We start from the raw sequence: 23,326 nt of genomic DNA, 5'->3' as shown, positions 1-23,326 counted from the left end.
GTTGTTACTACTAAGCGCTGACGAGACCTCCCCGGGTAAGAACGACAACCTTCTGCTCATGTCACTGCTCCATTTACTGTACAGGATTCGGGCAGTATCGGACTTCGCTTTGTTTGGCAAGCTCATCCGTCCTGATTCAGCCTTTGTATGAAGTTTCTGTTCGTCAGTGCAAGCATTTGCGTCCGTCTTCCTTCAGATTCCGCCTCACGGCGGACACCCTTGACTTTCGCTAACAGTTCCTACTGCCAAGTCTGTAGTGGACTTTCACCACCAAGTTGTCGCCCATGCCGGGCGCACCAAAAAAAGAGCTGGGGTTTCCCCAGCTCTTTCACTTTAATTTATTGGTAAATCTACTGAAACAGTTTTTTCTTTTTGTAAATTTTCACTTAATTCTTCAACATAATTAAAGACTGCATTTCCTGCAAGACTTCCATCACCCACTGCTGTGGCGACTTGACGTAATGGAGTTTTTCTAACATCTCCAATAGCGAAGATACCTGGGATTTTTGTCTCCATCGTCTCATTCGTTTCAATCCAACCCTCTGCATCTGTAATACCTAAAGAACGGAATTGATCTGAATTTGGCAACAATCCAACGTAGATAAATACGCCATCAGCTGGGAATTCTGTTGTTTCATTTGTTTTTACATTACGCAAATGAACTGCATTGGTTTTGATAACGTCGCCCTTGATTTCTTCTACAACCGTATCCCAAACAAATTCAACTTTATCATTATTAAATGAACGTTCTTGAAGGATTTTTTGTGCACGTAATGCATCTCTGCGATGGATAATTGTCACTTTGTTTGCGAATTGTGTTAAATAGACTCCCTCTTCGACTGCGGAATCTCCTCCACCCACAACTACAATGTCTTTGTTGCGGAAGAAAGCACCATCACAAACAGCACAATAAGAAACTCCACGGCCATTGAATTCAGCTTCTCCAGGAACACCCAGTTTTTTATGCTCTGCTCCTGTAGCAATGATGATTGAACGAGTCTTGAAAGTTTTATTGCTTGTTACAATTTGTTTAAATTCTCTTCCATCGATGATTTCTTTCACATCACCGTAGGCATATTCTGCTCCAAACTGTTTCGCACCTTCGAACATTTTTGTTGAAAGGTCTGGCCCCATAATACTTTTAAACCCTGAATAGTTTTCAATTTCAGCAGTATTGTTCATTTGACCACCGGGAAGACCTCTTTCTAGCATTAAGGTTTTCAAGTTAGAGCGAGATGCATACAATCCTGCTGTTAACCCACCTGGTCCTGCACCGATTACGATAACATCATAAATTGTTTCTACTGTTTCCATTCTTACAAAAATCTCCTTTCAGTCTACCTACTACTTATATTTTTTGGATTGCTCTGGTTACATTCCGGACATTTCGTATTCAATCATTTCTTTAATTTCTTTTGCTTCATCTAAATATTGTCCATCCGGATCGGTACGAATATATAACTCTGTTAAATGCAGTGCCTTCTCATAATTTTCTACAAAAGCGTAATTGTTTGCTTGAAAAAAATACAACTCAGGATACCGAGTCGGTTTTTCTTCTAGTAATTCATTTAACATATCAATGGATACTTGAAAGTTACCATTATGTTGATATAATAATGCAAGTTGACACTTACCGAAAATTCTATCGTCTTCTGTTTCTGCCAGCGAGACGCCTCTTTCAAAATATTTTTGCGCTTTATCAATATGATTTTCATCATAGGCTTTTAGCCCGCGGTCATAATAAAGACTACTTGAAGGGACTACATGAATAATTGTGCTTTTATTATCTTTAACCACTCTTTTTTCTCCTTTGTCGACCCAAAATTATTATACCACAAAAATACCCCCAAGGGTAGTCTTTTTTACAAAAAGTAAGTAAACGGACGATAGCATCAGAGCTGGGAAAGTTTAATTTTTCCCAGCTCTATTGCACCGATTCTCCCGCAAGAATTACTTTTTATCTTTTTTTGTGCTTTTATGACTTTTTGCCTTCTCGTCCACATTCAGTTGTGTTATGCCGTCAAAATGGGTATCGATTTCCCCTTTGTCTTCTAATTCTTTTGATAATTCTAGGATGAATGCTTTTAAATCGTCCTTGATTTGTGGATGAGTTAATCCGTACTGAATACTCGTTTTCAAGAATCCAAACTTGTCCCCAACATCAAACCGGTCGCCCTTAAATTCATGAGCAAAAACCCTCTGTGTTTTGTTTAAGGTATCTATCGCATCAGTTAACTGGATTTCTCCTCCAGCACCGGGTTCTTGTTTTTCCAAGATATCAAAAATCTCTGGAGTAAGCAAGTACCTTCCAATAATTGCCAAATCACTTGGTGCATCATCTGGATTTGGTTTTTCCACAAACTTACGCACGTTATACAATCCGTTTTCCAGTTCTGTTTCAGGATCAATAATACCATAACGAGAAGTCTCTTCATGTGGAACTTTCATTACAGCAATATTGGATGCATGCGTTTTTTCATAACTATCAATTAATTGTTTTGTTAATGGCACATCGTCTTTCATGATATCGTCACCTAACATGACCACGAAAGGTTCATTGCCTACAAATGCTTTCGCTTGTAAAACTGCATGACCCAAACCTTTTGGATAAGATTGACGGACAAAAAACAAGTTTAACCCAGTAGTTTCTTCCACTAATTCAAGCAAGTCCAGTTTATCTTTTGCTCTTAGGTTTTCTTCCAATTCAGGGTTCGAGTCGAAATGATCTTCAATCGGACGTTTACTTTTTCCAGTGATGATCAAAATATCCTCTATACCTGAATTTATGGCTTCTTCTACAATAAACTGAATAGTTGGTTTATCCACAATAGGTAACATTTCTTTTGCCATCGCTTTTGTGGCAGGTAAAAATCTTGTACCAAGTCCGGCTGCGGGAATAACCGCTTTTCTTACTTTTTGCATAACTAAATCCCTCCATGAATTATTCTGATTTTCCTTCTCTTTGCATCAATTTTAATACGGTGTCTTTCACATCTGCGTCTTTATACAATACATTATAAATTGCGGTCGTGATTGGCATATCAATTTCTTTTTCTTGGGCCATTTCATAGACGGCTTTAGTTGTGTACACACCTTCAACGATCATGCCCATTTCATCTAATACTGTATCCAGATTTTTCCCTTTTCCCAACATATTTCCTGCTCGCCAGTTGCGCGAATGGATACTTGTACAGGTAACAATTAAATCACCTACGCCACTTAAGCCTAAAAACGTTATGGGATCTGCCCCAAATGCCACACCTAGGCGACTGATTTCTGCTAAGCCTCGAGTCATCAAAGCTGCTTTTGCATTATCTCCGAACCCGAGTCCATGAAGGGCGCCAGCTCCTATAGCAATAATGTTTTTAAGCGCGGCACCTAATTCCACCCCTACAATATCTTTATTCGTATACACTCTGAAGTAATCGTTCATGAATAGTTCTTGTACTTCTATTGCTGCTTTACTATCAGTTGAGGCGGCTGTAATGGTTGTAAGATCTTTTTTTGCAACCTCTTCAGCATGACTAGGTCCAGACAAGGCAACGATTGCTTTCCTTTTTGCTGCTGGAATTTCTTCACTTAAGATTTCAGAAATCCGTAAGTACGTATTTTGTTCCAAGCCTTTACTCGCATGAATGATCAGTTTAGGTTCAGTTAATAGTGCTTGCACTTGCTGAGCAACTGAACGCATTGCCCCTGTTGGAACAACGAACAAGATTGCATCCGTATCTGCTAATGCTTCTTTCAAATCCACTGTAGCCTTAATTTCTTTCGGTACCGTAAAGTTTTTTAGGTAGTGTGTATTGGTATGTTTTTCATTTATTTCTTTTATCTGTTTAGTATTATTTCCCCACAAGCGAACGATATGTCCATTTGCCTGTAAAACAGTAGCTAATGCTGTTCCCCAAGACCCTGCTCCTAAAACAGTAATTGTTTTTTTCATTATATTTCCCCTTTTCATCTCATTCATTGTGGGTAAAGGAAAGTCCTTTTTCAATTAAAACGGACAAATCGGCCATCGATTCGATGACTGCATCCGGTTGAAATTGTTCTATTTCTGCCACTGTTTTTTGTGACCAACGAACAAAAACACCTGGAATACCGGCATTCTTAGCCGCTTGAATATCATGTCCATTATCCCCCACCATGATTGTTCGTCCATGTAAGGCATTCAATTCAGCCATAGCGCAGTAGATAGGTTCCGGGTTCGGTTTATAATACGTATAATCATCCCCCCCGATAACTACAGCAAAATACTCATGTAGTCCTAGCACATCAATTCCTTTTTGTAGAACGTCTTTACGTTTAGTAGAAACTATAGCCAAGGTTACACCCTGGTCTTTTAGCCTGGCTAATTCCTCTGCTACACCATCAAATAATTGAATCATGTCATCATGTAATTCGGCATTGTATTCCCGGTAACGCCGGATCAACTCTTCTGCATGATCGGGGTCGAGTAGGCCATAAACATCGTCCAAAGAAGGACCATTGAACTGCCGAACCGATTCTTCATTGTATACTCCTGGAAACCGTTCATTTAGCACTCTCAGATGTGTTCGATTGATTAACTCATTACTATCAGCCAATGTGCCATCAAAATCAAATAATATCGTGTCGTAAATCATTTCTTCTCCTCATTCATAAACTATTTTTTTGCCTTTTCTTCATAAAAGGGCACGGGCGGATACATTTGTGTTCTGCGATAGTACATAATCGCTGCTGCTCCAATAAACAAGAATACTGAGAGGATTTGAGATACCCGTATAGAAGTACTGAAGAAATATAGGCTATCCGTACGCATTCCTTCGATAAAGAAACGTCCAAAGGAATACCACATTACATAAGCCAACGCAACTTCGCCCCTCCTAAAGAAGTGCTCGCGATTTCGCAAGACGATCAGTAAACCGATCCCTATCAAACTCCACAGAGATTCGTATAGGAAAGTCGGATGGTAATATGTCCCGTTAATATTCATTTGATCAATAATAAATTCTGGCAAGAATATACTTTCTAAGAAATCACGGGTAACTTCGCCTCCGTGAGCTTCTTGGTTAATAAAATTTCCCCATCTTCCAATCGCTTGTGCCAGTAAAACATGAGGGGCCAATATATCAACAATCAGCCATGGTGAATAATTTTTCTTTTTACTATATACGAGTAAAGTGATGAATCCAGCTATCAATCCTCCGTAAATGGCAATACCACCTTCCCAAATAGCTAAAATACTACTTGGATTTTGAAGGTAATAATCCAATTCGAAAATGACATAATACAATCGCGCTCCGACGAATCCAAATGGAATGATCCATAAGGCTAAGTCGATTATACTGTCTTCTTCCAATCCTAATTTTTCTGCTTCGCGAATACTTAGCCATACAGCTAAAAAGATACCGAGAGCAATAATAACGCCATACCATTGAACCGATAGTGGGCCCAAGGTGAATGCTGTTGGATCAATAGCTCCTAAAATTGTTTGCATGAATCAACGTCCTCCAAAATTATATATTTTCCATAGAATTCTTCTGAATCAACTTTTCCAAGTTGCGTTCAAATGTCCGTGTAGCATCGTAACCCATCGCTTTTGCTCGCGTGTTCATTGCTGCCATTTCAATAATAATAGCAAGATTGCGACCAGTCCTAACGGGTATGTTTATTTTTTGAACATCCACATTAAAGACCCGTAGACTATCCAAATTCGAACCCAACCGATCGTATTCTTTATTGCGATCCCATAATTCTAAATTCACGACCAAGTCGACTGATTTAGTTAAGCGTACTGCTCCCACTCCGAATAAGTTGACTACGTCAACGACGCCAACTCCTCTAATTTCAATTAAATTTCTTAAAATTTCAGGTGGTTCTCCCACGATCCGGCGTTCGTCTAACATATACAATTCGACTCTATCATCTGCAACTAAACGGTGTCCACGTTGAATAAGTTCCAAGGCTGTTTCACTTTTTCCTATTCCACTATCTCCTGTAATAATAACACCCATTCCATAAATATCTACCAGTACCCCGTGAACAGACAATCTTTCAGCTAACTTTTCTTCTAAAAAATTTGTGATATTGCTTGCTAAACGAGTTGTTGAACGAGGGGATGACAGTACTGGGATTTCTTTTTCTTTAGCAGCTTTAATCAATTCTTCTGGTGGGATCATTCCCCTAGCAATGAGGAAAGCAGGTGTCTCATCTTGACACATTTTCCGCATGACAATTGTCCGCTCTTCACTCGTCATCTTATCTGTGAATGAGATTTCTGTTTTCCCCAATAATTGAATGCGGTCTTGGGGATAATAAGAAAAATAGCCAGTCAATTCCAACCCTGGTCGCGATAAATCACTGACGGGTATATTGCGATTCAAATATTCTTCTCCACTTATTACAGTGATGTCTTCCATTGCGTCCACTAGTTGTTTGACGGATACACTATTCGTCATATTTAATTCCTCTTCTCTATTTACTTGTTTATCTGCTGATTAAATCGTATACATAATCCATTCTATCATATTCCATCGGTCGATTATAGCCGAACTTCTTAGCTTCGATTGTATTGTGCTTTTGATCCCTGTTCGCTTTTTCAAGTTGACATTCAATCAATTAGAATGGTCGTATTAAATTAAAAAAAGACTTGAGGACATGTCCTCAAGTCTCCCTATTATATTCTGTTCGCCTGACGATCACTCTTTCATCGATTGTATGAAGGTATTCAAGATAGACAATGATAAGGCTACAAAAAGCGAAGCCCCAAAGGATGCAAATGCAAAACCGGAACCCACAAAAAAGGCGGTTAAGTTTAACATGATTGCATTTATCACAATACTAAACAGCCCAAATGTAATGAGTGTAATTGGCAAAGAGAGTAAAAACAAAATCGGTTTTACAACCAAGTTTAGGATCCCTAAGACAATACTTGCTCCGATAGCTACCCAGACGCTTTCTACATAAAATCCACCGTACAATCCAGCTAGCGTTAAAAACAAGATTGCATTAATTAAAATCCTTTGCCACCATTTCACTTAAAAATCACTCCAGTCGTCTTCGTCGACGCCTTTAACTTCTTTCCGTTTTCTCTCTGTAGAATCTTTTTGAGTAAAAGCTGTTTTTTTATTTGATTTTTTCTTAGAAATATTATCTTCAGGCAATAAGATCGCCAGTAATATATACAATGGAATAGTGGAACCTACTCCAATAAAAGTCATTACTGCTACAATCACACGAAGAATGGTTGGGTCAATACCAAAGAATTCGCCAATTCCTCCAATTACTCCAAAAAACACTTGATCATCTGATGATTTTGTTAATCTTTTCCCCATTTTTATTCACCTCTGTTAATTAGTATACCAAAAAAATTCGAGTCTGTATTCTCCGAAGAAGTTTGGTTTCAAAATTTTATTTATCCGCATCTTTTAATAATATATTTCCTGCTGTTGTTTTTAGCTCTAATTTTAAAACGTCACCAACAGTTGTTCTTCTAAATTTCATATATTGATTCGTTTTTTCTTTCTTCTCATCTACAATTTCACAGTCACTAATACGATTGTAAATTTTACCAAAATTTGTTTTGGCTTCTCCTTCAACTTCAAATTCTTTAGGAATTGCAATTTTTATCATTCCATTGACTGAGGTAGCTTCCAATCTTTTAAGGTTTTCACCAGTTAACGTTGCTCGAATTGTTCCATTAATTGTTGAAAGTTGGCTACCTATAGAGGATCCTTTCAACACGATATCCCCGTTGATCGAACTAACGAGTAAATCACGTATTTCGCTATCCACTATCACTACGTTTCCATTTGTCCCTTTTGTTTCTAGCATGACAACAGAAAATTCTTCGAATTTCATATCTCCATTTGTGCTCTTGACATAAACGTCTTTTCCTTCAAATTCTTTAAAGGAAACATCTCCGTTCAACATATTTACTGCAGTATAGTCATATATACGTTTAGGAAGATACACAGTTAGGTTGACGCGGACCCGTTTATTAGGAACATAGAAAGTAAATTTATCTTCATCCACTTCCACCGTGCTTCTCTCTTCAAAAGCCGCTTCTGGAGTGGCTTCTTCCATTTTTCCATACAATTTTACATCTGCTTGAATTTTTATTTCTTGGCTATCATGTGCAAAAAACTTTACATTTCCATTTGCAATTTTGAAATCTAAAATGGTAGCTTTTGTATCCTTGAATGAAAATGTTTTAGAAAACTTTGTTGTGGCTATTTTAGGGACGCGTATATTCATTTCTTTCCAATCAACATTGTCCACAACATTTCCAAAGGTCTCTTTCATGACTTTTGAAAATTCTGTTCCGGCTTTAGTTACTTTATCACTTACTTGGCTTACTGTTTCGTTTGCCGTTTCTTTCCATTCAGTTGGAATATCTACTTTTTCAGAAAAACGTTTTGCTTGTGTTTTCCACTGCTTCATTTTTACTGAATGCAATTTTTCCACAAACTCCTCTTTTTCTTCTAGCAGATCATCTTTCTTTTCATCCAAATCTTCCAACTGTTCCGTTAATTCTTCCATCTCTGATGAGTCTTTTCCCTGACCATCATCTAAATCTTCCTTTGTTTCATAAACAAGTATCTGCTCTTGAATTTCCATACGTTCTGCTTCTACCTGATTGATCTCTCTATTTAGACGATCCAATTCAACTGAATAGGCAGATGCCTCATTTGCTAATGCTTCAATTTCTTTCTCATAATCATGCAATTTCTTTTTCGTTTCAACTGACTGTTCAGACTTCATTTCTTCTTTCTCAACATCACTTGAATCAAACTCGTCCTCAACATTTGTTTTTGATTTCTTCATTGTTGTTCCATTTGAAGAAGCTTTTTTACTTTTTTCTAAATTTTCTAGTAAATCTAAGGCTTCCTCAGTCGACAATACGCCCGTTCTTACTAATTCCAAAATCCGTTCACGTTCTTGCATGGATGATTCCTCCTTTAAAAAATTCAATCTAGCCATTATTTTATCGTTATATACAGTATGGAGGAAATTATTATTTTTGTCATAGGTCTTAAGAATGATAAATTTTAGAATTATTTTACCTGCCTATGATAATTACTATTTTATAGGACTATTTTTTGGATATTAAATTTTTTCTACAATAAAATACAAACGGAGATGAACCATTGGTCCATCTCCGTTTGTATTGTAAGTTTATTTTTTTTTCTTGCTTCGTTCCTGATTTCTTAACGTTCGTTCTAAAACTTCTTTTAAATAATGACCTGTGTAACTTTCTTTTACTTCACTTATTTCTTCTGGTGTCCCAGTAGCTAAAACCTTTCCGCCACCTGCTCCGCCTTCAGGTCCCAGATCGATTAAATAGTCGGCTGATTTGATCACATCTAAATTATGCTCAATTACTAAGACCGTATTACCCGCTTCAACTAGTCTATCTAATACTTGTAACAATCTTGCAATATCATCAGTGTGTAAGCCAGTCGTTGGTTCATCTAAGATATAGAAATTTTGTCCGTTGGAACGTTTGTGCAATTCACTCGCTAATTTCATCCGCTGAGCTTCTCCACCTGATAAGGTAGTCGCAGGTTGACCAAGTGTCATATACCCTAAGCCAACATCAATGATCGTTTGCAATTTCCGGTGAATTTTTGGAATGTTTTCAAAAAAGTCTACCGCTTCTTCTATAGTCATATCCAATACTTCTGAAATGTTTTTCCCTTTATAACGAACTTCTAATGTCTCAGAATTATACCGCGTCCCATGACAAATTTCACAAGGAACATAGACGTCCGGTAAAAAGTGCATTTCGATTTTCAAGATGCCATCGCCTTTACATGCCTCGCAACGACCACCCTTAACATTGAAACTAAAACGTCCTTTTTTATATCCACGAATTTTTGCTTCGTTTGTTTTAGCAAATAAATCGCGGATATCATCGAATACGCTTGTATACGTAGCCGGATTGCTCCTCGGTGTTCTTCCAATCGGACTTTGATCGATACTGACCACTTTTTCCAAATTTTCATATCCGGTAATCTTTTTAAATTTACCCGGACGTTGTTTCGAGCGACCGACTTCTCTGGCCAACGCTTTTTTCAACGTCTCATTCACCAAAGTGCTTTTTCCAGAACCGCTTACACCGGTCACAGCAATAAAACGACCCAATGGAAAATCGACAGAGATGTTCTGAAGATTATTAGCTTCTGCACCTTCAATGCGAATCGTACCTAGGTCTTCTCTCCTACGTTCAGAAGGAACTGGAATAAATTTCTTACCTGACAAATAGGCACCGGTCAAAGATTTTTTATTCTTTTCAACATCTTTAGGGGAGCCTATGGCAACAATTTCTCCACCTTTTTCCCCGGCTCCTGGTCCGATATCAACAAGGAAATCTGCAGCCCGCATTGTATCCTCGTCGTGTTCGACAACTATCAGCGTATTTCCTAGATCACGCATTTTTTTCAAAGAATCAATTAAGCGGTTGTTATCACGTTGATGCAAACCAATGGATGGTTCATCCAAAATATACAATACCCCGGATAAATTTGACCCGATTTGGGTGGCTAATCGGATTCTTTGGGCTTCTCCACCAGATAAAGTTCCTGCTTTGCGGCTTAATGTTAAATATTCTAATCCAACATTCTTCAAAAAGTGCAACCGATCCAATACTTCTTTTCGAATGGGTTGAGCAATAGTCTGATTTTTTTCACTCAAGTCAAGTCCTTCGAAAAATGAAATTGCCTCATCAACAGAGTACAAACTGACTTCACCTATACTTTTTTCTTCAACCTTTACAGAAAGTGCTTGAGGATTTAAGCGTAGTCCCTGACAACTTGGACAATTTAGTTCGGTCATATATTGTTGCATTTGATTACGTGTATAATCGCTATTTGTTTCATGGTAGCGACGATGTACATTGTGAATGACACCTTCAAATGGAATATCTGTATCTCGAACATTGCCAAATTCATTTTTGTAAAAAAAATGAAATTTTTTATTGCCCGAACCATATAAAACGAGATCTTTATCTTTTTTTGGTAACTCCTTGAATGGAACACTCATATCAATAGAAAAAGTTTCACACGCTTGTTTTAACATTTGTGGGTAATACTGTGTGCTGATCGGATTCCATGGAAGTAAAGCGCCTTCCTCTAAACTTAATTTTGAATCGGGGATGACAAGTTCTAAATCTACTTCTAATTTTGTCCCCAACCCATCACATTCCGGACAAGCTCCAAAAGGTGCGTTAAAAGAAAATAGGCGTGGCTCTAAATCCGGAACCGTAAATCCGCAATACGGACACGCGTAATGTTCACTGAATAAAACTTCCTCTTGGCCGACTATATCGGCAATGGCATAGCCATCAGCAAGTCCCAGAGCTGTTTCCAAGGATTCGAATAATCGTGACCGTATTCCATCTTTCAAAACGATCCGGTCAATGACAACGGATATGGAATGCATTTTGTTTTTATCTAATTCAATTTCATCTGAGATATCGTACATTTCTCCATCAATTTTTAAACGGACATAGCCACCTGTTTTGATTTTTTCCAAAACTTTTTTGTGCTGTCCTTTTTTTTCATAAATAATAGGCGCTAATATTTGAGCCTTCGTACGTTCTGGATATTCCATTAAACGATCGACCATTTGTTCGACTGATTGACTGGAAATTTCTATTCCATCATTGGGGCATATTGGTGTTCCGACTCGAGCGTACAGCAAACGAAAATAATCATTTATTTCTGTAACGGTCCCCACGGTAGAACGTGGATTATTACTAGTTGTTTTCTGATCAATAGAAATTGCCGGACTGAGCCCATCAATACTATCAACATCAGGTTTATCCATTTGGCCTAAAAATTGGCGTGCATAAGAAGACAAACTTTCCACATAGCGGCGTTGGCCTTCTGCATACAATGTATCAAAAGCCAAAGAACTCTTCCCAGAACCTGACAGACCTGTCATGACCACTAGTTTATCTCGGGGAATTGTTAAGTCAATATTTTTTAAATTATGCGAGCGGGCACCATGCACTACTATTTTGTCATTTGCCATTTCCTGTACTTCCTTTACTTTATATAAATTTTATTCATTGCTGAAAGAGCAAAGTTGAAAAAATTTACAACTTCTAGTTATTTTACAACTGTTGTCCCTTCACAATGTGCTCTATAGAGCAGACTTTACGTTCGCTTCACGATACTGCTTTAGCAGTTCAAAGATAACCATATATTCGCAGAAGTAAAGTTTCCGGATCTGGAAACTTTCGGACAGAGTATGGGGATTCCTATGATGGTCTGAAAGCTTTTTCCACTCCGGTCCCTGCTTATATCTATTGTTATTTTAGCATAATCAAATATCAATTGCGAACGTTTGTTCCACTTCGTGATCTGAAAGGATCTGCTTTGAAAGAGTGTGGAGTTCTTCTTGATTAGTGAAATCTCCACTCAACAAATCTGGCAACACACTCTTTAAAAAATATTGAACACTATTCATGCTTTTAAACAATAATATTGTAGTGAGCGATTCCTGGAAAATTTCCGTGAATAATTTTTCAGGATTTCCTTTTTGTATTTCTCCAAAGGATTCATATAGCAAGTCGATTTTATCTGCGACAGATAAAATTTTCCCCTCTAATGTTTCATCCTTCCCTTCTTTCAACCGTTTAGTATAGATCGCTCTATATTCAGTAGGAATTTCATTATAAATAAAAGACTGGGTCATCGACTCTTCTACATTAGCCAAATGTTCTCTTAACGCAGGGTCTGCATATTTTACAGGTGTCTTGATATCTCCAATAAACAATTCTGTATAATCATGGTTTAAAGCTTTCTCATAGAGTCTACGCCAGTTAATTTCTGATCCTTCTCGCTCTTCAACTGTACCAAGGAATTGGGCTATTTGCGTCACCTTGAATGAATGAGCCGCTACAGAGTGTTCTTCATATTTAAACTTCCCTGGACACCGGTAAATATTTTCCAAATCACTTAAACTTTTAATGTAATGATGCATTCCCATATTGCTCCATCCCCTTCATGAGTAAATTTTTACAATATTAGCACACGTACAGAAATAAAGCAAAGTTTTCATTGGATAATACTGGTAATTCACCTTTTATTCTACTCTGGATCACTTTGTCCGTTCTTCATCATCCCCAATCTATTCGTTTGTGAAGTGCATCGTTTTGTAAGGAAGAAGGAGCCCGCTATTTTTTGACTTTCTCATGACTGTCTACCGTTGTCTCCCTGACACTCACTTTCGCTGAGACAATACCGATAAAACACATTTCCATCTAGGCTACAACCTCTTCAAGCGTGTACAGGTCGAGTGTAGTTTCATTCGTAGAAGATACTCTTCTTGTTAATCATGTGTAAAATGTATTTGCTCCTATTGCAACAAAAGATAAGTAGATGCTTATCTGGAATCTCCAGGATCTACTTAGAACGTCTTTAATATATATTAGTTCGTATGAAATCCAAAGTATTTTTAGACGGATAGTTAAATAAAAAGGGGCGAAAAAGTATAAACTACCCTTTTCGCCCCTTTGTTCAGTTGTTTAAATCATCAATATTATGGTGTGTATTCAATTCTTGTATTTTTCCAGAATTTAAGTACAAAATCCATTCAGAAATGTTCGTAACATAATCCCCTATTCGCTCAACATACGTACTTGCCAACATGTAATCTGTAGCTCCAAGCACAATATCTGGATCTTTTTTCATTTCTTCGATAGATATCCGATGAATATCTCGCGTTAATTCATCAATTTCCAGGTCCTCATTTGCTACTCGGATAGCTTTTTCATCATCAGAATCGACGAAAGCATCTAAAACTTCTTGGACCATTTTCTCTACTCTGTCGCCTGCTTCAGAAATCATTGCCTCTATTTCGTAAATCCGTTTGCTCCCTTTAACTCGGATAGTAGATTTACTAATGCTTACTGCATGATCTCCCATGCGCTCTAAATCCGCACTTGCTTTCATCACAGTAATTATTTTTCTTAAATCGGTTGTTACCGGTTGCTGTAAAGCAATTAATTCAATGCACGCTTGTTCTAATTCATGTTCCATTTCGTTAATTTCTTTATCTTGTTCAATGACTTTTTTAGCTAGTTCTTTATCGTGATTAACAAAAGCTTTGACAGATTGGTGAATGGCTTCATTAACTGCACGCCCCATACGGAAGAAGCTTGCATGGAGTCGATTCAATTCTTCTTCATACGCTCGTCTCATATATTCTCTACCACCTTTTCTTTTCTATTATACCTCAACTATCCAAATCTTCCAGAAATGTAATCTTCGGTTTCTTTCTTTTCAGGATTCGTAAAAATTTTCCGGGTATCATCAACCTCAATCAAATTCCCATCTAAAAAAAAGGCTGTTCGGTCGGAAATACGTGAAGCTTGTTGCATGTTATGCGTAACAATAATAATTGTATATTCTTTTTTTAATTCTTCAAGCATTCTTTCAATTTTTCCACTAGAAATGGGATCTAACGCACTAGTCGGCTCGTCTAAAAGAATTACATCAGGTTCAATAGCCAACACCCGAGCAATGCAGACTCTTTGTTGTTGTCCGCCTGATAAGGCTAACGCATTTTCATCCAGTTTATCCTTTACTTCATTCCAAATCGCTGCTTTTCTTAAACTTCTTTCGACAATTTCATCGATTTTATTTTTATCTTTCATTCCAGCAATTTTTAATCCATATGCCACATTTTCATAAATAGAAAAAGGAAAAGGATTGGGTTGTTGGAATACCATTCCTATTTTTTTTCTTAACTCTACTGTATCGGTGCCTTCATCGTACACATTTTTACCATCGTAATTTACTTTTCCGGTTATCTTCACTCCTGGTATTAAATCATTCATTCTATTGATTAATCTTAGATACGTAGACTTTCCACAACCAGATGGACCAATTAATGCGGTGATTTGGTTATCGTAGAATTCCATTGAGATTCCTTTTAATGCTTCAAAATCACCGTAATATAAATGTACGTTTTCCGTAGAAACGATTTGTTCATTCATCTGCCTCCTCCTTTCTAACCATAATGTCCAGACACGTAATCTTCTGTTGCCTGAATAGTCGGATTCGTAAAGATTTTTCTTGTTTCATCATATTCAAGTACGTGCCCCAAATAGAAGAAAGCTGTTCGGTCACTTATCCGTGAAGCCTGTTGCATATTATGTGTGACAATAATAATAGTATAATTTTCTTTTAATTCAATTAAAGTTTCTTCTACTTGACTCGTTGAAATCGGATCAAGCGCACTAGCTGGTTCATCTAACAACAAGATTTCAGGTTTCAAAGCGATAGCTCGAGCAATACATAACCGTTGCTGTTGCCCGCCTGACAAAGCTAAGGCACTTTGATTGAGTTTATCCTTAACCTGGTCCCATAGAGCCGCTTGTTTCAGACTTGTTTCCACAGCTTTATCAAGTGTTTCTTTCCCCTTTACTCCATGTCTTTTTAAACCAAAAGCAATATTTTCATAAATTGACTTGCTAAATGGATTCGGACTTTGGAATACCATTCCAATTTGTTTTCGAGTCGTATAGACATCCACTTCTGGATCATTGATATTCACATTCTTATACAAGATTTCTCCTGTTACTTTTGCACTTGAAATTTCATCATTCATTCGGTTTAAAGAGCGCAGATATGTCGACTTTGCGCTCCCACTAGGACCAATTAGAGAGGTGATTTTATTTTTTTCGAACTCCAATGATACCCCTTTAATTGCTTCAAATTTCCCATAATAAACATGTAAGTCTTTAGTCGAAATAGCTAAGGGTTCCTTCTCGTTCAACGTAACAATATGTTTTTTATTTAAATCAGTTTCTTCCGGATTGACCGCCATCCCATTTCCTCCTTAGTCTACTTCTATGCTGAAGTAATTTTTTTCTGTATTTTTTTCCCTAAATAACGCGCAAGTAAATTAAATGAGAGCACAGCCAATATTAATACGGCTGAAGCTCCAGCTGAGACATCAGGTCCGTCCGGCATCAATCCTTCACTATTGATTTTCCAAATATGGACTGCCAATGTTTCGGCTGGACGCATAATATTCAATGGACTTGTAATCGACATTGGATTCCAATTTGTAAAATCTAGCGCTGGAGCGCTTTGCCCTGCAGTATAAATCAAAGCAGCAGCTTCTCCAAAGATTCGTCCGGCAGATAAAATTACACCGGTAATGATTCCAGGCATTGCTGCCGGGAGGATTATGCGTGTGACTGTTTCCCATTTTGATAACCCCAAAGCTAACCCACCTTCTCTTTGAGAAGAAGGAATTGCCGTGAGGGAATCTTCAATGGTGCGCGTCAATAAGGGGAGATTGAAAATCATTAATGCCAACGCACCAGATAATATTGAAAAACCAAGTTTAAACTGAACTACAAACATTAAAAATCCGAAAAGTCCCACAACAATTGAAGGGAGAGAACTTAATACTTCAATCGCTGTACGCACAAATGTCGTAAAGGAATTTTGAGGTGCATATACCGAAAGATAAATAGCAGCACCCATTGCTACAGGTGTACTAATTAATAGCGTAAGCAAGAGTAGATAAAAGGAATTATACAATTGGATAATGATCCCTCCTCCTACTTCGAAAGTTTTAGCAGGTTGAGTAAAAAATTCTATTGAAAATTGAGGGACTCCGCGAACTAGTATATAAGTAAGTAAACTCGCTAAAATCAGAACAATGATTCCTGACAAGCCATACAATACATTTACCGCAATTTTATCAGCTTTTTTAGGTGTCATTACTTCATTGCTCCTTTCTTGCCTATCCATCTTGTCAATATATTAAAGAACAATGACATGAACAGTAAGATAGTGGCTAAAGACCACAAGACATCATTTTCTAAAGTTCCCAACACAGTATTCCCCATGTTCATAGTTAAAATACTTGTCAAGGTTGAAGCAGGTGTTGTGAGACTATCAGGGACCAGCGCCGCATTCCCAATAACCATTTGGACAGCCAAAGCTTCTCCAAAAGCACGCGCCATTCCAAAGATCACAGCTGTCAGCAAACCTGGACTTGCTGCTCTTAAAACAACCTTATAGATCGTTTGCCAACGGGTGGCTCCCATTGCAAAAGACGCTTCTCGGTAATATCTAGGAACTGCATTCAACGTATCTACAGCCATACTGGTCGTTGTAGGTAAAATCATAACAAATAGCACTAAAGTAGCTGCCAAAACCCCGAACCCTGTTCCGCCAAATATTTGTCTTATAAAAGGAACAATAACTGTTAATCCAATAAAACCATATACTACAGAAGGGATACCCACAAGCAATTCAATGACCGGCTGCAAATATTTTTTCCCGGTTTTCGGAGAAATTTCGGTCATGAATATGGCTGCACCCAATGCAAAAGGAGTAGCTAGTAATGCCGAGAAGATAGTTACTAAAAATGATCCAGCAATCATAGGGAATGCTCCGACTAAAGGTTCACCTGCATCACTCACTTCTCCTGGGCGCCAAGCAGTTCCTGCAAAAAAATCAATTGCAGAAACTCCGTGTTCGGTAAAGGTGCGTAACCCTCTACTGGCTACAAAAAATAATATTGAAAAAACAATGCTTACTATAAATATCGTGGCAACTAAACTAATCGTTTTTCCAAAACGTTCTTGTTTTCTTTTAGGTGAACGTTTTTTAAAATGCTGTACTGTTTCTTCCATGATCAAATTCCTCCTTTGTTAACGATCAACTAAATTATTGCTTGTTATTTCTCAATATCTGTTACATTCCCATCTAAGTCACGTTCCACTTCCATTTTAGAAACTGGAATATACCCCACACGAGGGACTAGATTCTCTTGAGTCGTGTCACTTAGCATATAGTCTATAAATTCTTTTGTTAATCCTTCCGCTTCACCATTAGTATACATGTGTTGATAGGCCCAAATCACCCAATCATTCGTATAAACATTTTCATCAACGGGTTCAAATCCATTAACATGTAACGCCTTGATGGAGTCATCAAAATACGGAAAAGCAACATAGCTGATTGTTCCTGGGGTAGAAGAAACGATCGAACGCACAGTTCCATTGGCTTCTTGCTCTTGAGTGATCATGCTTTTTTGGCCTTCTTGAAAAATGATAGACTCAAAAGCCCCACGTGTGCCACTTCCACTTGCGCGATTGATTACGACTATTTTTCGATCTTTTCCACCTAATTCCGACCAATTTGTAATTTCCCCTGTGAAAATTTTTGCCAGTTCATCTAAGCTAACGTCGTCGACATCTACCTCCGGATTCACGATAGGACCAATCCCTACAACTGCTACCAGATGATCTTCTAATTTTGAGGCATCAATCTCATCTTTTTGTTCAGCAAAGACATCTGAATTCCCAATATCAACGGCTCCAGCAGAAATTTGGCTTAGCCCTGTCCCACTTCCGCCACCTTGCACATTTATATATTTACCTAGATTTTCAGATGAAAATTGTTCTCCGGCAGCTTCAACTAAAGGCTGCATCGCTGTTGACCCTACTACTGTGATAGATTCTTGTTCAACAACCGGTCCACAGGCACCGAGAAATAGTCCTGCTATAGTAATTGTGGTCGTGGTAATCATCCGTTTTAATTTCATATAAAAACCCTCCTGTGAGCTATATTATTGCAGTCTTTTTTAAGTGTACGAAAAGTTTGTAAATTATCTATATAAAGAATGTAAATTTTATGTAAAGAATATTAAAGTGAGCAAAAAGTAAGGGGAAATCAAAAAAATATCTTCGCTTATCATTAGTATACCAACGACAAGCAAAGATACCTATTAATTTACTCTTTATAGAATAATTAGCTTATTATTTTCTATCTATATAATTATGTGTATTTAACTCGACGATCTCTCCAGTACGCAAGAAGACGATCCATTCGCAAATATTCGTCACATAATCTCCAATCCGTTCTAAATATCCGGATACAAGGATGTAATCCGTTGCTCCTAAAACAATTTCGTTATCTTGTTTCATCTCTTCTATGGAAGAGTGATAGATAGAGTAAGCTAAATCATCTATTTCTTTATCTTTAGAAGCAATTTTTTTCGCTTTTTCTTCATCATATTGTATAAAAGCTTCCGCAACTGATTCAACTCTGTTTGTAACTATTTCAGATAAATTAGCTATGTCCTCTTCAATTGAAAAAGTACGTTTGTTTCCTTTCACTCGAATAGTTGATTTTGCAATGCTTACTGCATGATCTCCCATTCGTTCCAAATCTGCACTAGCTTTCATCACGGTTATGATTTTTCTTAAATCCGAAGATACAGGTTGCTGCAAAGCAATCAGCTCGATACTTCTTTTTTCTAATTGTGATTCCTTTTGGTTAATTAGCGGGTCATTTTCAATCACTTGTTTAGCTAATTCTTTATCGTGATTTACAAAAGCTTTTACAGCCATGTGTATTGCCTCAATTACATTCATACTCATTTGTATATAGCCTTCGTGTAACGCATCTAGTTCTGATTCAAAAGTTTTTCTCACATTTTCACTCCTAACCAAATTTTCCTGAAATATAATCATCTGTTCGTTTGTCATGAGGATTTGAATACATTTTTTCAGTCGCATCAAATTCTATTACTTCTCCATTTAAGAAGAATGCTGTCTTATCTGAAATACGGGCAGCCTGTTGCATATTGTGTGTCACGATAATGATACTGTAATCATTCTTCAATTCATGAATCAATTCTTCCACTTTAGCGGTTGATAGGGGATCTAACGCTGAAGTTGGTTCGTCCATCAAAATGACTTCTGGTTCAACTGCCATAGCTCTGGCTATACATAACCGTTGCTGTTGGCCACCTGAAAGACCGAATGCATTTTCATTTAATCGATCTTTTACTTCTTCCCACAAGGCTGCGCCTTTCAAACTTTTTTCAACAACTTCATCAAGAGTTTTTTTATCTTTAATTCCATGAATGCGTGGTCCGTATGCAATGTTATCATAGATTGATTTCGGAAAAGGATTTGGTTTTTGAAAAACCATCCCTACTTCCGTACGTAATGATTCAACTTTTGCATTGGGTTTAAATATGTCCTCATTTTTATAGTGAATGGAACCTTCCATCTTAACAGAAGGAATCAGTTCCACCATTCGATTTAAAGTTTTAATAAAAGTAGATTTACCACATCCGGAAGGTCCAATTATTGCAGTGACTTGTTTTTCTGGAATTTCTAGCGAGATATTTTTTAGAGCCTGCGTCTCTCCATACCACAAATTAAAATCTTTAATCGTATATACTGGATGGGTATTTTTTACATCATTCATGCTCTTCCTCCTATTAATAACGTTTTGAGTATTTGTTGCGAATCAAAATTGCCAAGGAATTCATTATAATTAGAATCAGGAGTAAAACAATACTCCCTGCTGCTGCGACAGATTGGAACTCAGCTTGTGGTCTACTTGCCCAATTAAATATTTGAATAGGCAAGACAGTAAATCCGTCTAACACCGAATCAGGAACATAGGCTATGAATGTCATTGCTCCAATCATGAGTAATGACGCTGTTTCTCCTACTCCTCTAGATAAGGAAAGTATAGCCCCAGTTAAAATTCCTGGTGTAGCTGCAGGAATCACAACAGTTCGAATAATTTGCCACTTTGTAGCACCCATTGCATAGGCAGCTTCATATTGTTCCTGAGGGATAGACCGTATTGCTTCTTTAGATGCCACAACGATGACGGGCAATATGAGCAGAGCCATTGTAAATCCTCCAGCAAGAATACTTCTACCCATTTGGAAAAAGCGAACAAACATAGTCAGACCGAGCAGACCGAAGACTACTGATGGAACTCCAGCCAAATTAGCTAGATTCAATTCAATAAAACGTGTAAACTTATTTTTTGGAGCATATTCTTCTAAATAAATTGATGTGCTCACACCCAATATCAGGGAGACGGGGATCGTAATAGACATGACCCAAATAGTTCCCATGATAGCAGCTTTAATTCCAGCATCTTCTGGTCTTCTGGAAGCATAGTTGGTAAGGAAATCAATATTCAAATAGCCGATTCCCTGTGTCAAAATCCGAATGATCAATGTCGCTAAAACAACCATCCCGAAGAGTGTTGCGGCGAAAAAGATTCCTTTTGCAAATTTATTTTTTAAAATCCTTTTTGAGATTTGCTTTTCATTTGGTACAATTATTTTATTTTTCATCAATAAACCTCCCTATATCGACGCGAAATATGGTTGGCCAGCACATTCATTACCAATGTAAATATAAATAACGTCATTCCGACTGCATAAATACTGTAATAGATCGTCGAACCATACGTAGCATCGCCCATACTTACTTGAACGATATATGAAGTCATTGTCTGGATAGATTCTGTTGGAGTAAAGCCCAAATTTGGAGTTGATCCTGCAGCAGTTGACACAATCATTGTTTCACCAATTGCACGAGATAAACCTAAAACAAGCGAAGAAACAATCCCACTGAACGAGCCCGGGATAACAACCTTTAAGGCAACTTCTAATCTTGTTGCTCCAAGAGCGAAGGCAGCATCGCGCATGGATTGAGGAACAGCATTCATTGATTCTTGAGACAATGATGTGATTTGAGGAATGATCATTATTCCTACCACAATTCCTGGACTTAATGCATTAAAAATAGACAAATCTTCTATAAATGTTTGAAGAAGAGGTGTTACGAAAGTTAATGCAAACAAACCGTAAACAACCGTTGGTACGCCTGCCAGCACTTCTAAAATGGGTTTCAATATTTTTCTTTTTCTTTCGCTCGCATATTCACTAAGATAAATTGCCGAAGCTAAACCAACAGGTACTGCCACTAACATTGCGATTGCAGCTATTGTAAATGTACCTGATAGTAAAGGCCAAATACCATAGCTTGGATCATTTCCAAAAAAAGGATACCATTCTGTCCCAGTTATAAAATCAATAAAAGAAACCTCTGAAAAAAACAATACGGTTTCTTTAAATAATGTGAATATGATTCCAACCGTAACAAGAATTGAAAATGATGCCATCAATAAAAATAATTTTGGCATGATCACTTCGATCTTGTTCAGAGATGATTGTTTGGCTTTATTTTGTTTGATCCTTTCTCGTATGGGTGATTGCACAATTTAACACTCCTTAAAGATAAGTAAAATGTCCAACGAGGAACTCCACGATGGACATTTTTCTCTACATTACTCATCGATTCATTTGGTCTTCATTCTATATTTTTTATTCGCTTAATTGTTTCGATCCATTCTATTCTCTTAAGTTTTCGAGAGTTTCTAAACTTTCTGTATAAATGGAATCTTCCAAGGCAACATAGCCAACTTCCGTAGCCATATCTCCTGCCATTTCTAAGGTATATTTAGTGAACTCATATACTGTATCATCTTTTATGGATTCGTTATTCACATAGAAGAATAAAGGTCTTGATAATGGTTCATACGATCCATCTTGAACAGTTTCACTACTAGGTGTCACTACTTCGCCTTCACCATTCTCTATTGGAACAATTTTTACATTTCCTTCATTTTCTGCGTAATATGCATAACCGAAGTATGCCAATCCATTTTCAGATCCCATTACGCCTTGAACTAAAATGTTATCATCTTCGGATAAAGAAGCTTCTCTATCAATTTGTTCCCCATCTAAGATTACTTCATCAAAATAATCATAGGTTCCAGAATCTGTTCCAGGACTAAACAATTCAATTTTTTCTTCTGGCCATTCACTTCTCACATCTGCCCAAGTTTCTACATCACTTTCTTCAAGCCAAATGGATTTCAATTCTTCTACAGTAAGATAATCGACCCAGTCGTTGGAAGGATGAACAACTACGGATAATCCGTCAAGAGCAATTCTGAATTCTGTAGACTCGATTCCTGCTTCTTCAAGCATCGTAGCCTCTTCTTCTTTCATTGGACGAGAAGCATTGCTGATATCTGTTTCTCCAGCGATGAACTTTTCCATTCCTCCGCCAGTTCCGGATACACCAATGGTCGCTTGAGCTTCAGGGTATTCCATTGAAAATTCCTCTGCAACAGCTTCCATAATAGGAAATACCGTAGATGATCCATCTACTTGTACTGAACCAGAAAGGCTATTTGTTGTTTCGCCTTCTGCTTCGTTCGTGTCTCCATTCGTCGCTTCATTTCCACATGCTGCTAACACCAAAGTTACTCCTAAGGTTGTTGTCAATTTTGCAATTTTATTCCATTCCATTTTTCATACCCCTTTTATTTTAGATTCGGACAACTCTCTCGTCCACAACTCTTATACTAAAGGTTTGTTATAAATATCGAACGAATTTCCTGTAAACATTCTGTAAACATTTGTAAAAATATAGTTAATTGACTAATTTAAATGTGTACAAGAAAAAAAGACTGAA

23 protein-coding genes are annotated in these 23,326 nt (G+C 37.5%); all 23 read right to left on the bottom strand.

Annotation, left to right across the window (positions count from 1 at the left end; all coding sequences use genetic code 11):
• Positions 1–333: 333 nt before the first annotated feature.
• The 23 genes from trxB to H626_RS0107785 all read right to left on the bottom strand — a co-directional run bounded on the left by trxB (position 334) and on the right by H626_RS0107785 (position 23,160).
• Complete coding sequence (gene trxB, locus H626_RS0107900; protein WP_027108882.1) at positions 334–1,314, bottom strand: thioredoxin-disulfide reductase; 981 nt, start codon at positions 1,312–1,314, stop codon at positions 334–336.
• A gap of 57 nt (positions 1,315–1,371) precedes the next feature.
• Positions 1,372–1,797 (bottom strand): tetratricopeptide repeat protein, encoded by a 426-nt coding sequence (locus H626_RS0107895; RefSeq protein ID WP_027108881.1) that lies wholly within the window; start codon positions 1,795–1,797, stop codon positions 1,372–1,374.
• A gap of 153 nt (positions 1,798–1,950) precedes the next feature.
• Positions 1,951–2,922, bottom strand: coding sequence for a UTP--glucose-1-phosphate uridylyltransferase GalU (galU, locus tag H626_RS10940; RefSeq protein ID WP_084140199.1), 972 nt, complete (start codon positions 2,920–2,922; stop codon positions 1,951–1,953).
• A 19-nt stretch (positions 2,923–2,941) separates the two neighbouring features.
• Positions 2,942–3,943, bottom strand: coding sequence for an NAD(P)H-dependent glycerol-3-phosphate dehydrogenase (locus H626_RS0107885; protein WP_027108880.1), 1,002 nt, complete (start codon positions 3,941–3,943; stop codon positions 2,942–2,944).
• A 19-nt stretch (positions 3,944–3,962) separates the two neighbouring features.
• A complete protein-coding gene (gene ppaX, locus H626_RS0107880) occupies positions 3,963–4,625 on the bottom strand; it encodes a pyrophosphatase PpaX (RefSeq protein WP_027108879.1) in 663 nt (220 codons plus the stop codon).
• 20 nt (positions 4,626–4,645) lie between these two features.
• Positions 4,646–5,479, bottom strand: coding sequence for a prolipoprotein diacylglyceryl transferase (gene lgt / locus H626_RS0107875; protein WP_027108878.1), 834 nt, complete (start codon positions 5,477–5,479; stop codon positions 4,646–4,648).
• Between the two features lie 19 nt (positions 5,480–5,498).
• Positions 5,499–6,440 carry an HPr(Ser) kinase/phosphatase gene (gene hprK / locus H626_RS0107870; RefSeq protein WP_027108877.1) on the bottom strand — a complete coding sequence of 314 codons (942 nt, stop codon included), beginning with the start codon at positions 6,438–6,440 and terminating at the stop codon, positions 5,499–5,501.
• Positions 6,441–6,680: 240 nt separating this feature from the next.
• Positions 6,681–7,019: a phage holin family protein gene (locus tag H626_RS0107865; protein ID WP_027108876.1), complete on the bottom strand. Its 339-nt coding sequence runs from the start codon at positions 7,017–7,019 to the stop codon at positions 6,681–6,683.
• Complete coding sequence (locus H626_RS0107860; protein ID WP_027108875.1) at positions 7,020–7,316, bottom strand: PspC domain-containing protein; 297 nt, start codon at positions 7,314–7,316, stop codon at positions 7,020–7,022.
• A 76-nt stretch (positions 7,317–7,392) separates the two neighbouring features.
• Positions 7,393–8,928, bottom strand: coding sequence for a daptomycin-sensing surface protein LiaX (liaX, locus tag H626_RS0107855; RefSeq protein WP_027108874.1), 1,536 nt, complete (start codon positions 8,926–8,928; stop codon positions 7,393–7,395).
• A gap of 231 nt (positions 8,929–9,159) precedes the next feature.
• On the bottom strand, positions 9,160–12,018 hold the full coding sequence (gene uvrA, locus H626_RS0107850) for an excinuclease ABC subunit UvrA (RefSeq protein WP_027108873.1): 2,859 nt from the start codon (positions 12,016–12,018) through the stop codon (positions 9,160–9,162).
• 294 nt (positions 12,019–12,312) lie between these two features.
• Positions 12,313–12,978, bottom strand: coding sequence for an HD domain-containing protein (locus H626_RS0107845; RefSeq protein ID WP_027108872.1), 666 nt, complete (start codon positions 12,976–12,978; stop codon positions 12,313–12,315).
• Positions 12,979–13,508: 530 nt separating this feature from the next.
• Complete coding sequence (gene phoU / locus H626_RS0107835; protein ID WP_027108871.1) at positions 13,509–14,192, bottom strand: phosphate signaling complex protein PhoU; 684 nt, start codon at positions 14,190–14,192, stop codon at positions 13,509–13,511.
• A gap of 38 nt (positions 14,193–14,230) precedes the next feature.
• Positions 14,231–14,989, bottom strand: a complete 759-nt coding sequence (gene pstB / locus H626_RS0107830; protein WP_027108870.1) for a phosphate ABC transporter ATP-binding protein PstB — start codon at positions 14,987–14,989, stop codon at positions 14,231–14,233.
• Positions 14,990–15,003: 14 nt separating this feature from the next.
• On the bottom strand, positions 15,004–15,822 hold the full coding sequence (pstB, locus tag H626_RS0107825; RefSeq protein WP_027108869.1) for a phosphate ABC transporter ATP-binding protein PstB: 819 nt from the start codon (positions 15,820–15,822) through the stop codon (positions 15,004–15,006).
• 23 nt (positions 15,823–15,845) lie between these two features.
• Positions 15,846–16,730: a phosphate ABC transporter permease PstA gene (gene pstA / locus H626_RS0107820; protein WP_027108868.1), complete on the bottom strand. Its 885-nt coding sequence runs from the start codon at positions 16,728–16,730 to the stop codon at positions 15,846–15,848.
• Entirely contained in the window at positions 16,730–17,650 is a 921-nt protein-coding gene (pstC, locus tag H626_RS0107815) for a phosphate ABC transporter permease subunit PstC (RefSeq protein WP_027108867.1), read from the bottom strand. The genes pstA (H626_RS0107820) and pstC (H626_RS0107815) overlap by 1 nt, the downstream gene beginning before the upstream one ends.
• A 44-nt stretch (positions 17,651–17,694) precedes the next feature.
• Positions 17,695–18,564, bottom strand: a complete 870-nt coding sequence (locus tag H626_RS0107810) for a phosphate ABC transporter substrate-binding protein PstS family protein (protein WP_035618993.1) — start codon at positions 18,562–18,564, stop codon at positions 17,695–17,697.
• Positions 18,565–18,778: 214 nt separating this feature from the next.
• The gene (gene phoU / locus H626_RS0107805; RefSeq protein WP_027108865.1) at positions 18,779–19,456 is read right to left on the bottom strand and encodes a phosphate signaling complex protein PhoU; all 678 of its coding nucleotides are present in this window, start codon (positions 19,454–19,456) and stop codon (positions 18,779–18,781) included.
• A 10-nt stretch (positions 19,457–19,466) separates the two neighbouring features.
• Positions 19,467–20,240 (bottom strand): phosphate ABC transporter ATP-binding protein PstB, encoded by a 774-nt coding sequence (gene pstB, locus H626_RS0107800; protein ID WP_051237910.1) that lies wholly within the window; start codon positions 20,238–20,240, stop codon positions 19,467–19,469.
• A gap of 13 nt (positions 20,241–20,253) precedes the next feature.
• Positions 20,254–21,132: a phosphate ABC transporter permease PstA gene (pstA, locus tag H626_RS0107795; RefSeq protein WP_051237909.1), complete on the bottom strand. Its 879-nt coding sequence runs from the start codon at positions 21,130–21,132 to the stop codon at positions 20,254–20,256.
• Positions 21,132–22,061 carry a phosphate ABC transporter permease subunit PstC gene (pstC, locus tag H626_RS0107790; protein WP_211221969.1) on the bottom strand — a complete coding sequence of 310 codons (930 nt, stop codon included), beginning with the start codon at positions 22,059–22,061 and terminating at the stop codon, positions 21,132–21,134. The genes pstA (H626_RS0107795) and pstC (H626_RS0107790) overlap by 1 nt, the downstream gene beginning before the upstream one ends.
• A gap of 133 nt (positions 22,062–22,194) precedes the next feature.
• A complete protein-coding gene (locus H626_RS0107785; protein ID WP_027108861.1) occupies positions 22,195–23,160 on the bottom strand; it encodes a PstS family phosphate ABC transporter substrate-binding protein in 966 nt (321 codons plus the stop codon).
• Between the last annotated feature and the right edge of the window lie 166 nt (positions 23,161–23,326).

Source organism: Lacticigenium naphthae DSM 19658 (genome assembly GCF_000425865.1).
Taxonomy (GTDB): domain Bacteria; phylum Bacillota; class Bacilli; order Lactobacillales; family Carnobacteriaceae_A; genus Lacticigenium; species Lacticigenium naphthae.
This window is presented reverse-complemented; position numbering and strand designations above follow the sequence as displayed.

Excerpts from the sequence above, each read along its gene's own strand:
- trxB (WP_027108882.1), bottom strand. The coding sequence starts at position 1,314 with ATGGAAACAGTAGAAACAATTTATGATGTTATCGTAATCGGTGCAGGA.
- galU (WP_084140199.1), bottom strand. The coding sequence starts at position 2,922 with ATGCAAAAAGTAAGAAAAGCGGTTATTCCCGCAGCCGGACTTGGTACA.
- H626_RS0107885 (WP_027108880.1), bottom strand. The coding sequence starts at position 3,943 with ATGAAAAAAACAATTACTGTTTTAGGAGCAGGGTCTTGGGGAACAGCA.
- ppaX (WP_027108879.1), bottom strand. The coding sequence starts at position 4,625 with ATGATTTACGACACGATATTATTTGATTTTGATGGCACATTGGCTGAT.
- lgt (WP_027108878.1), bottom strand. The coding sequence starts at position 5,479 with ATGCAAACAATTTTAGGAGCTATTGATCCAACAGCATTCACCTTGGGC.
- hprK (WP_027108877.1), bottom strand. The coding sequence starts at position 6,440 with ATGACGAATAGTGTATCCGTCAAACAACTAGTGGACGCAATGGAAGAC.
- H626_RS0107860 (WP_027108875.1), bottom strand. The coding sequence starts at position 7,316 with ATGGGGAAAAGATTAACAAAATCATCAGATGATCAAGTGTTTTTTGGA.
- liaX (WP_027108874.1), bottom strand. The coding sequence starts at position 8,928 with ATGCAAGAACGTGAACGGATTTTGGAATTAGTAAGAACGGGCGTATTG.
- uvrA (WP_027108873.1), bottom strand. The coding sequence starts at position 12,018 with ATGGCAAATGACAAAATAGTAGTGCATGGTGCCCGCTCGCATAATTTA.
- H626_RS0107845 (WP_027108872.1), bottom strand. The coding sequence starts at position 12,978 with ATGGGAATGCATCATTACATTAAAAGTTTAAGTGATTTGGAAAATATT.
- phoU (WP_027108871.1), bottom strand. The coding sequence starts at position 14,192 with ATGAGACGAGCGTATGAAGAAGAATTGAATCGACTCCATGCAAGCTTC.
- pstB (WP_027108870.1), bottom strand. The coding sequence starts at position 14,989 with ATGAATGAACAAATCGTTTCTACGGAAAACGTACATTTATATTACGGT.
- pstB (WP_027108869.1), bottom strand. The coding sequence starts at position 15,822 with ATGGCGGTCAATCCGGAAGAAACTGATTTAAATAAAAAACATATTGTT.
- pstA (WP_027108868.1), bottom strand. The coding sequence starts at position 16,730 with ATGACACCTAAAAAAGCTGATAAAATTGCGGTAAATGTATTGTATGGC.
- pstC (WP_027108867.1), bottom strand. The coding sequence starts at position 17,650 with ATGGAAGAAACAGTACAGCATTTTAAAAAACGTTCACCTAAAAGAAAA.
- H626_RS0107810 (WP_035618993.1), bottom strand. The coding sequence starts at position 18,564 with ATGAAATTAAAACGGATGATTACCACGACCACAATTACTATAGCAGGA.
- pstB (WP_051237910.1), bottom strand. The coding sequence starts at position 20,240 with ATGAATGATGTAAAAAATACCCATCCAGTATATACGATTAAAGATTTT.
- pstA (WP_051237909.1), bottom strand. The coding sequence starts at position 21,132 with ATGAAAAATAAAATAATTGTACCAAATGAAAAGCAAATCTCAAAAAGG.
- H626_RS0107785 (WP_027108861.1), bottom strand. The coding sequence starts at position 23,160 with ATGGAATGGAATAAAATTGCAAAATTGACAACAACCTTAGGAGTAACT.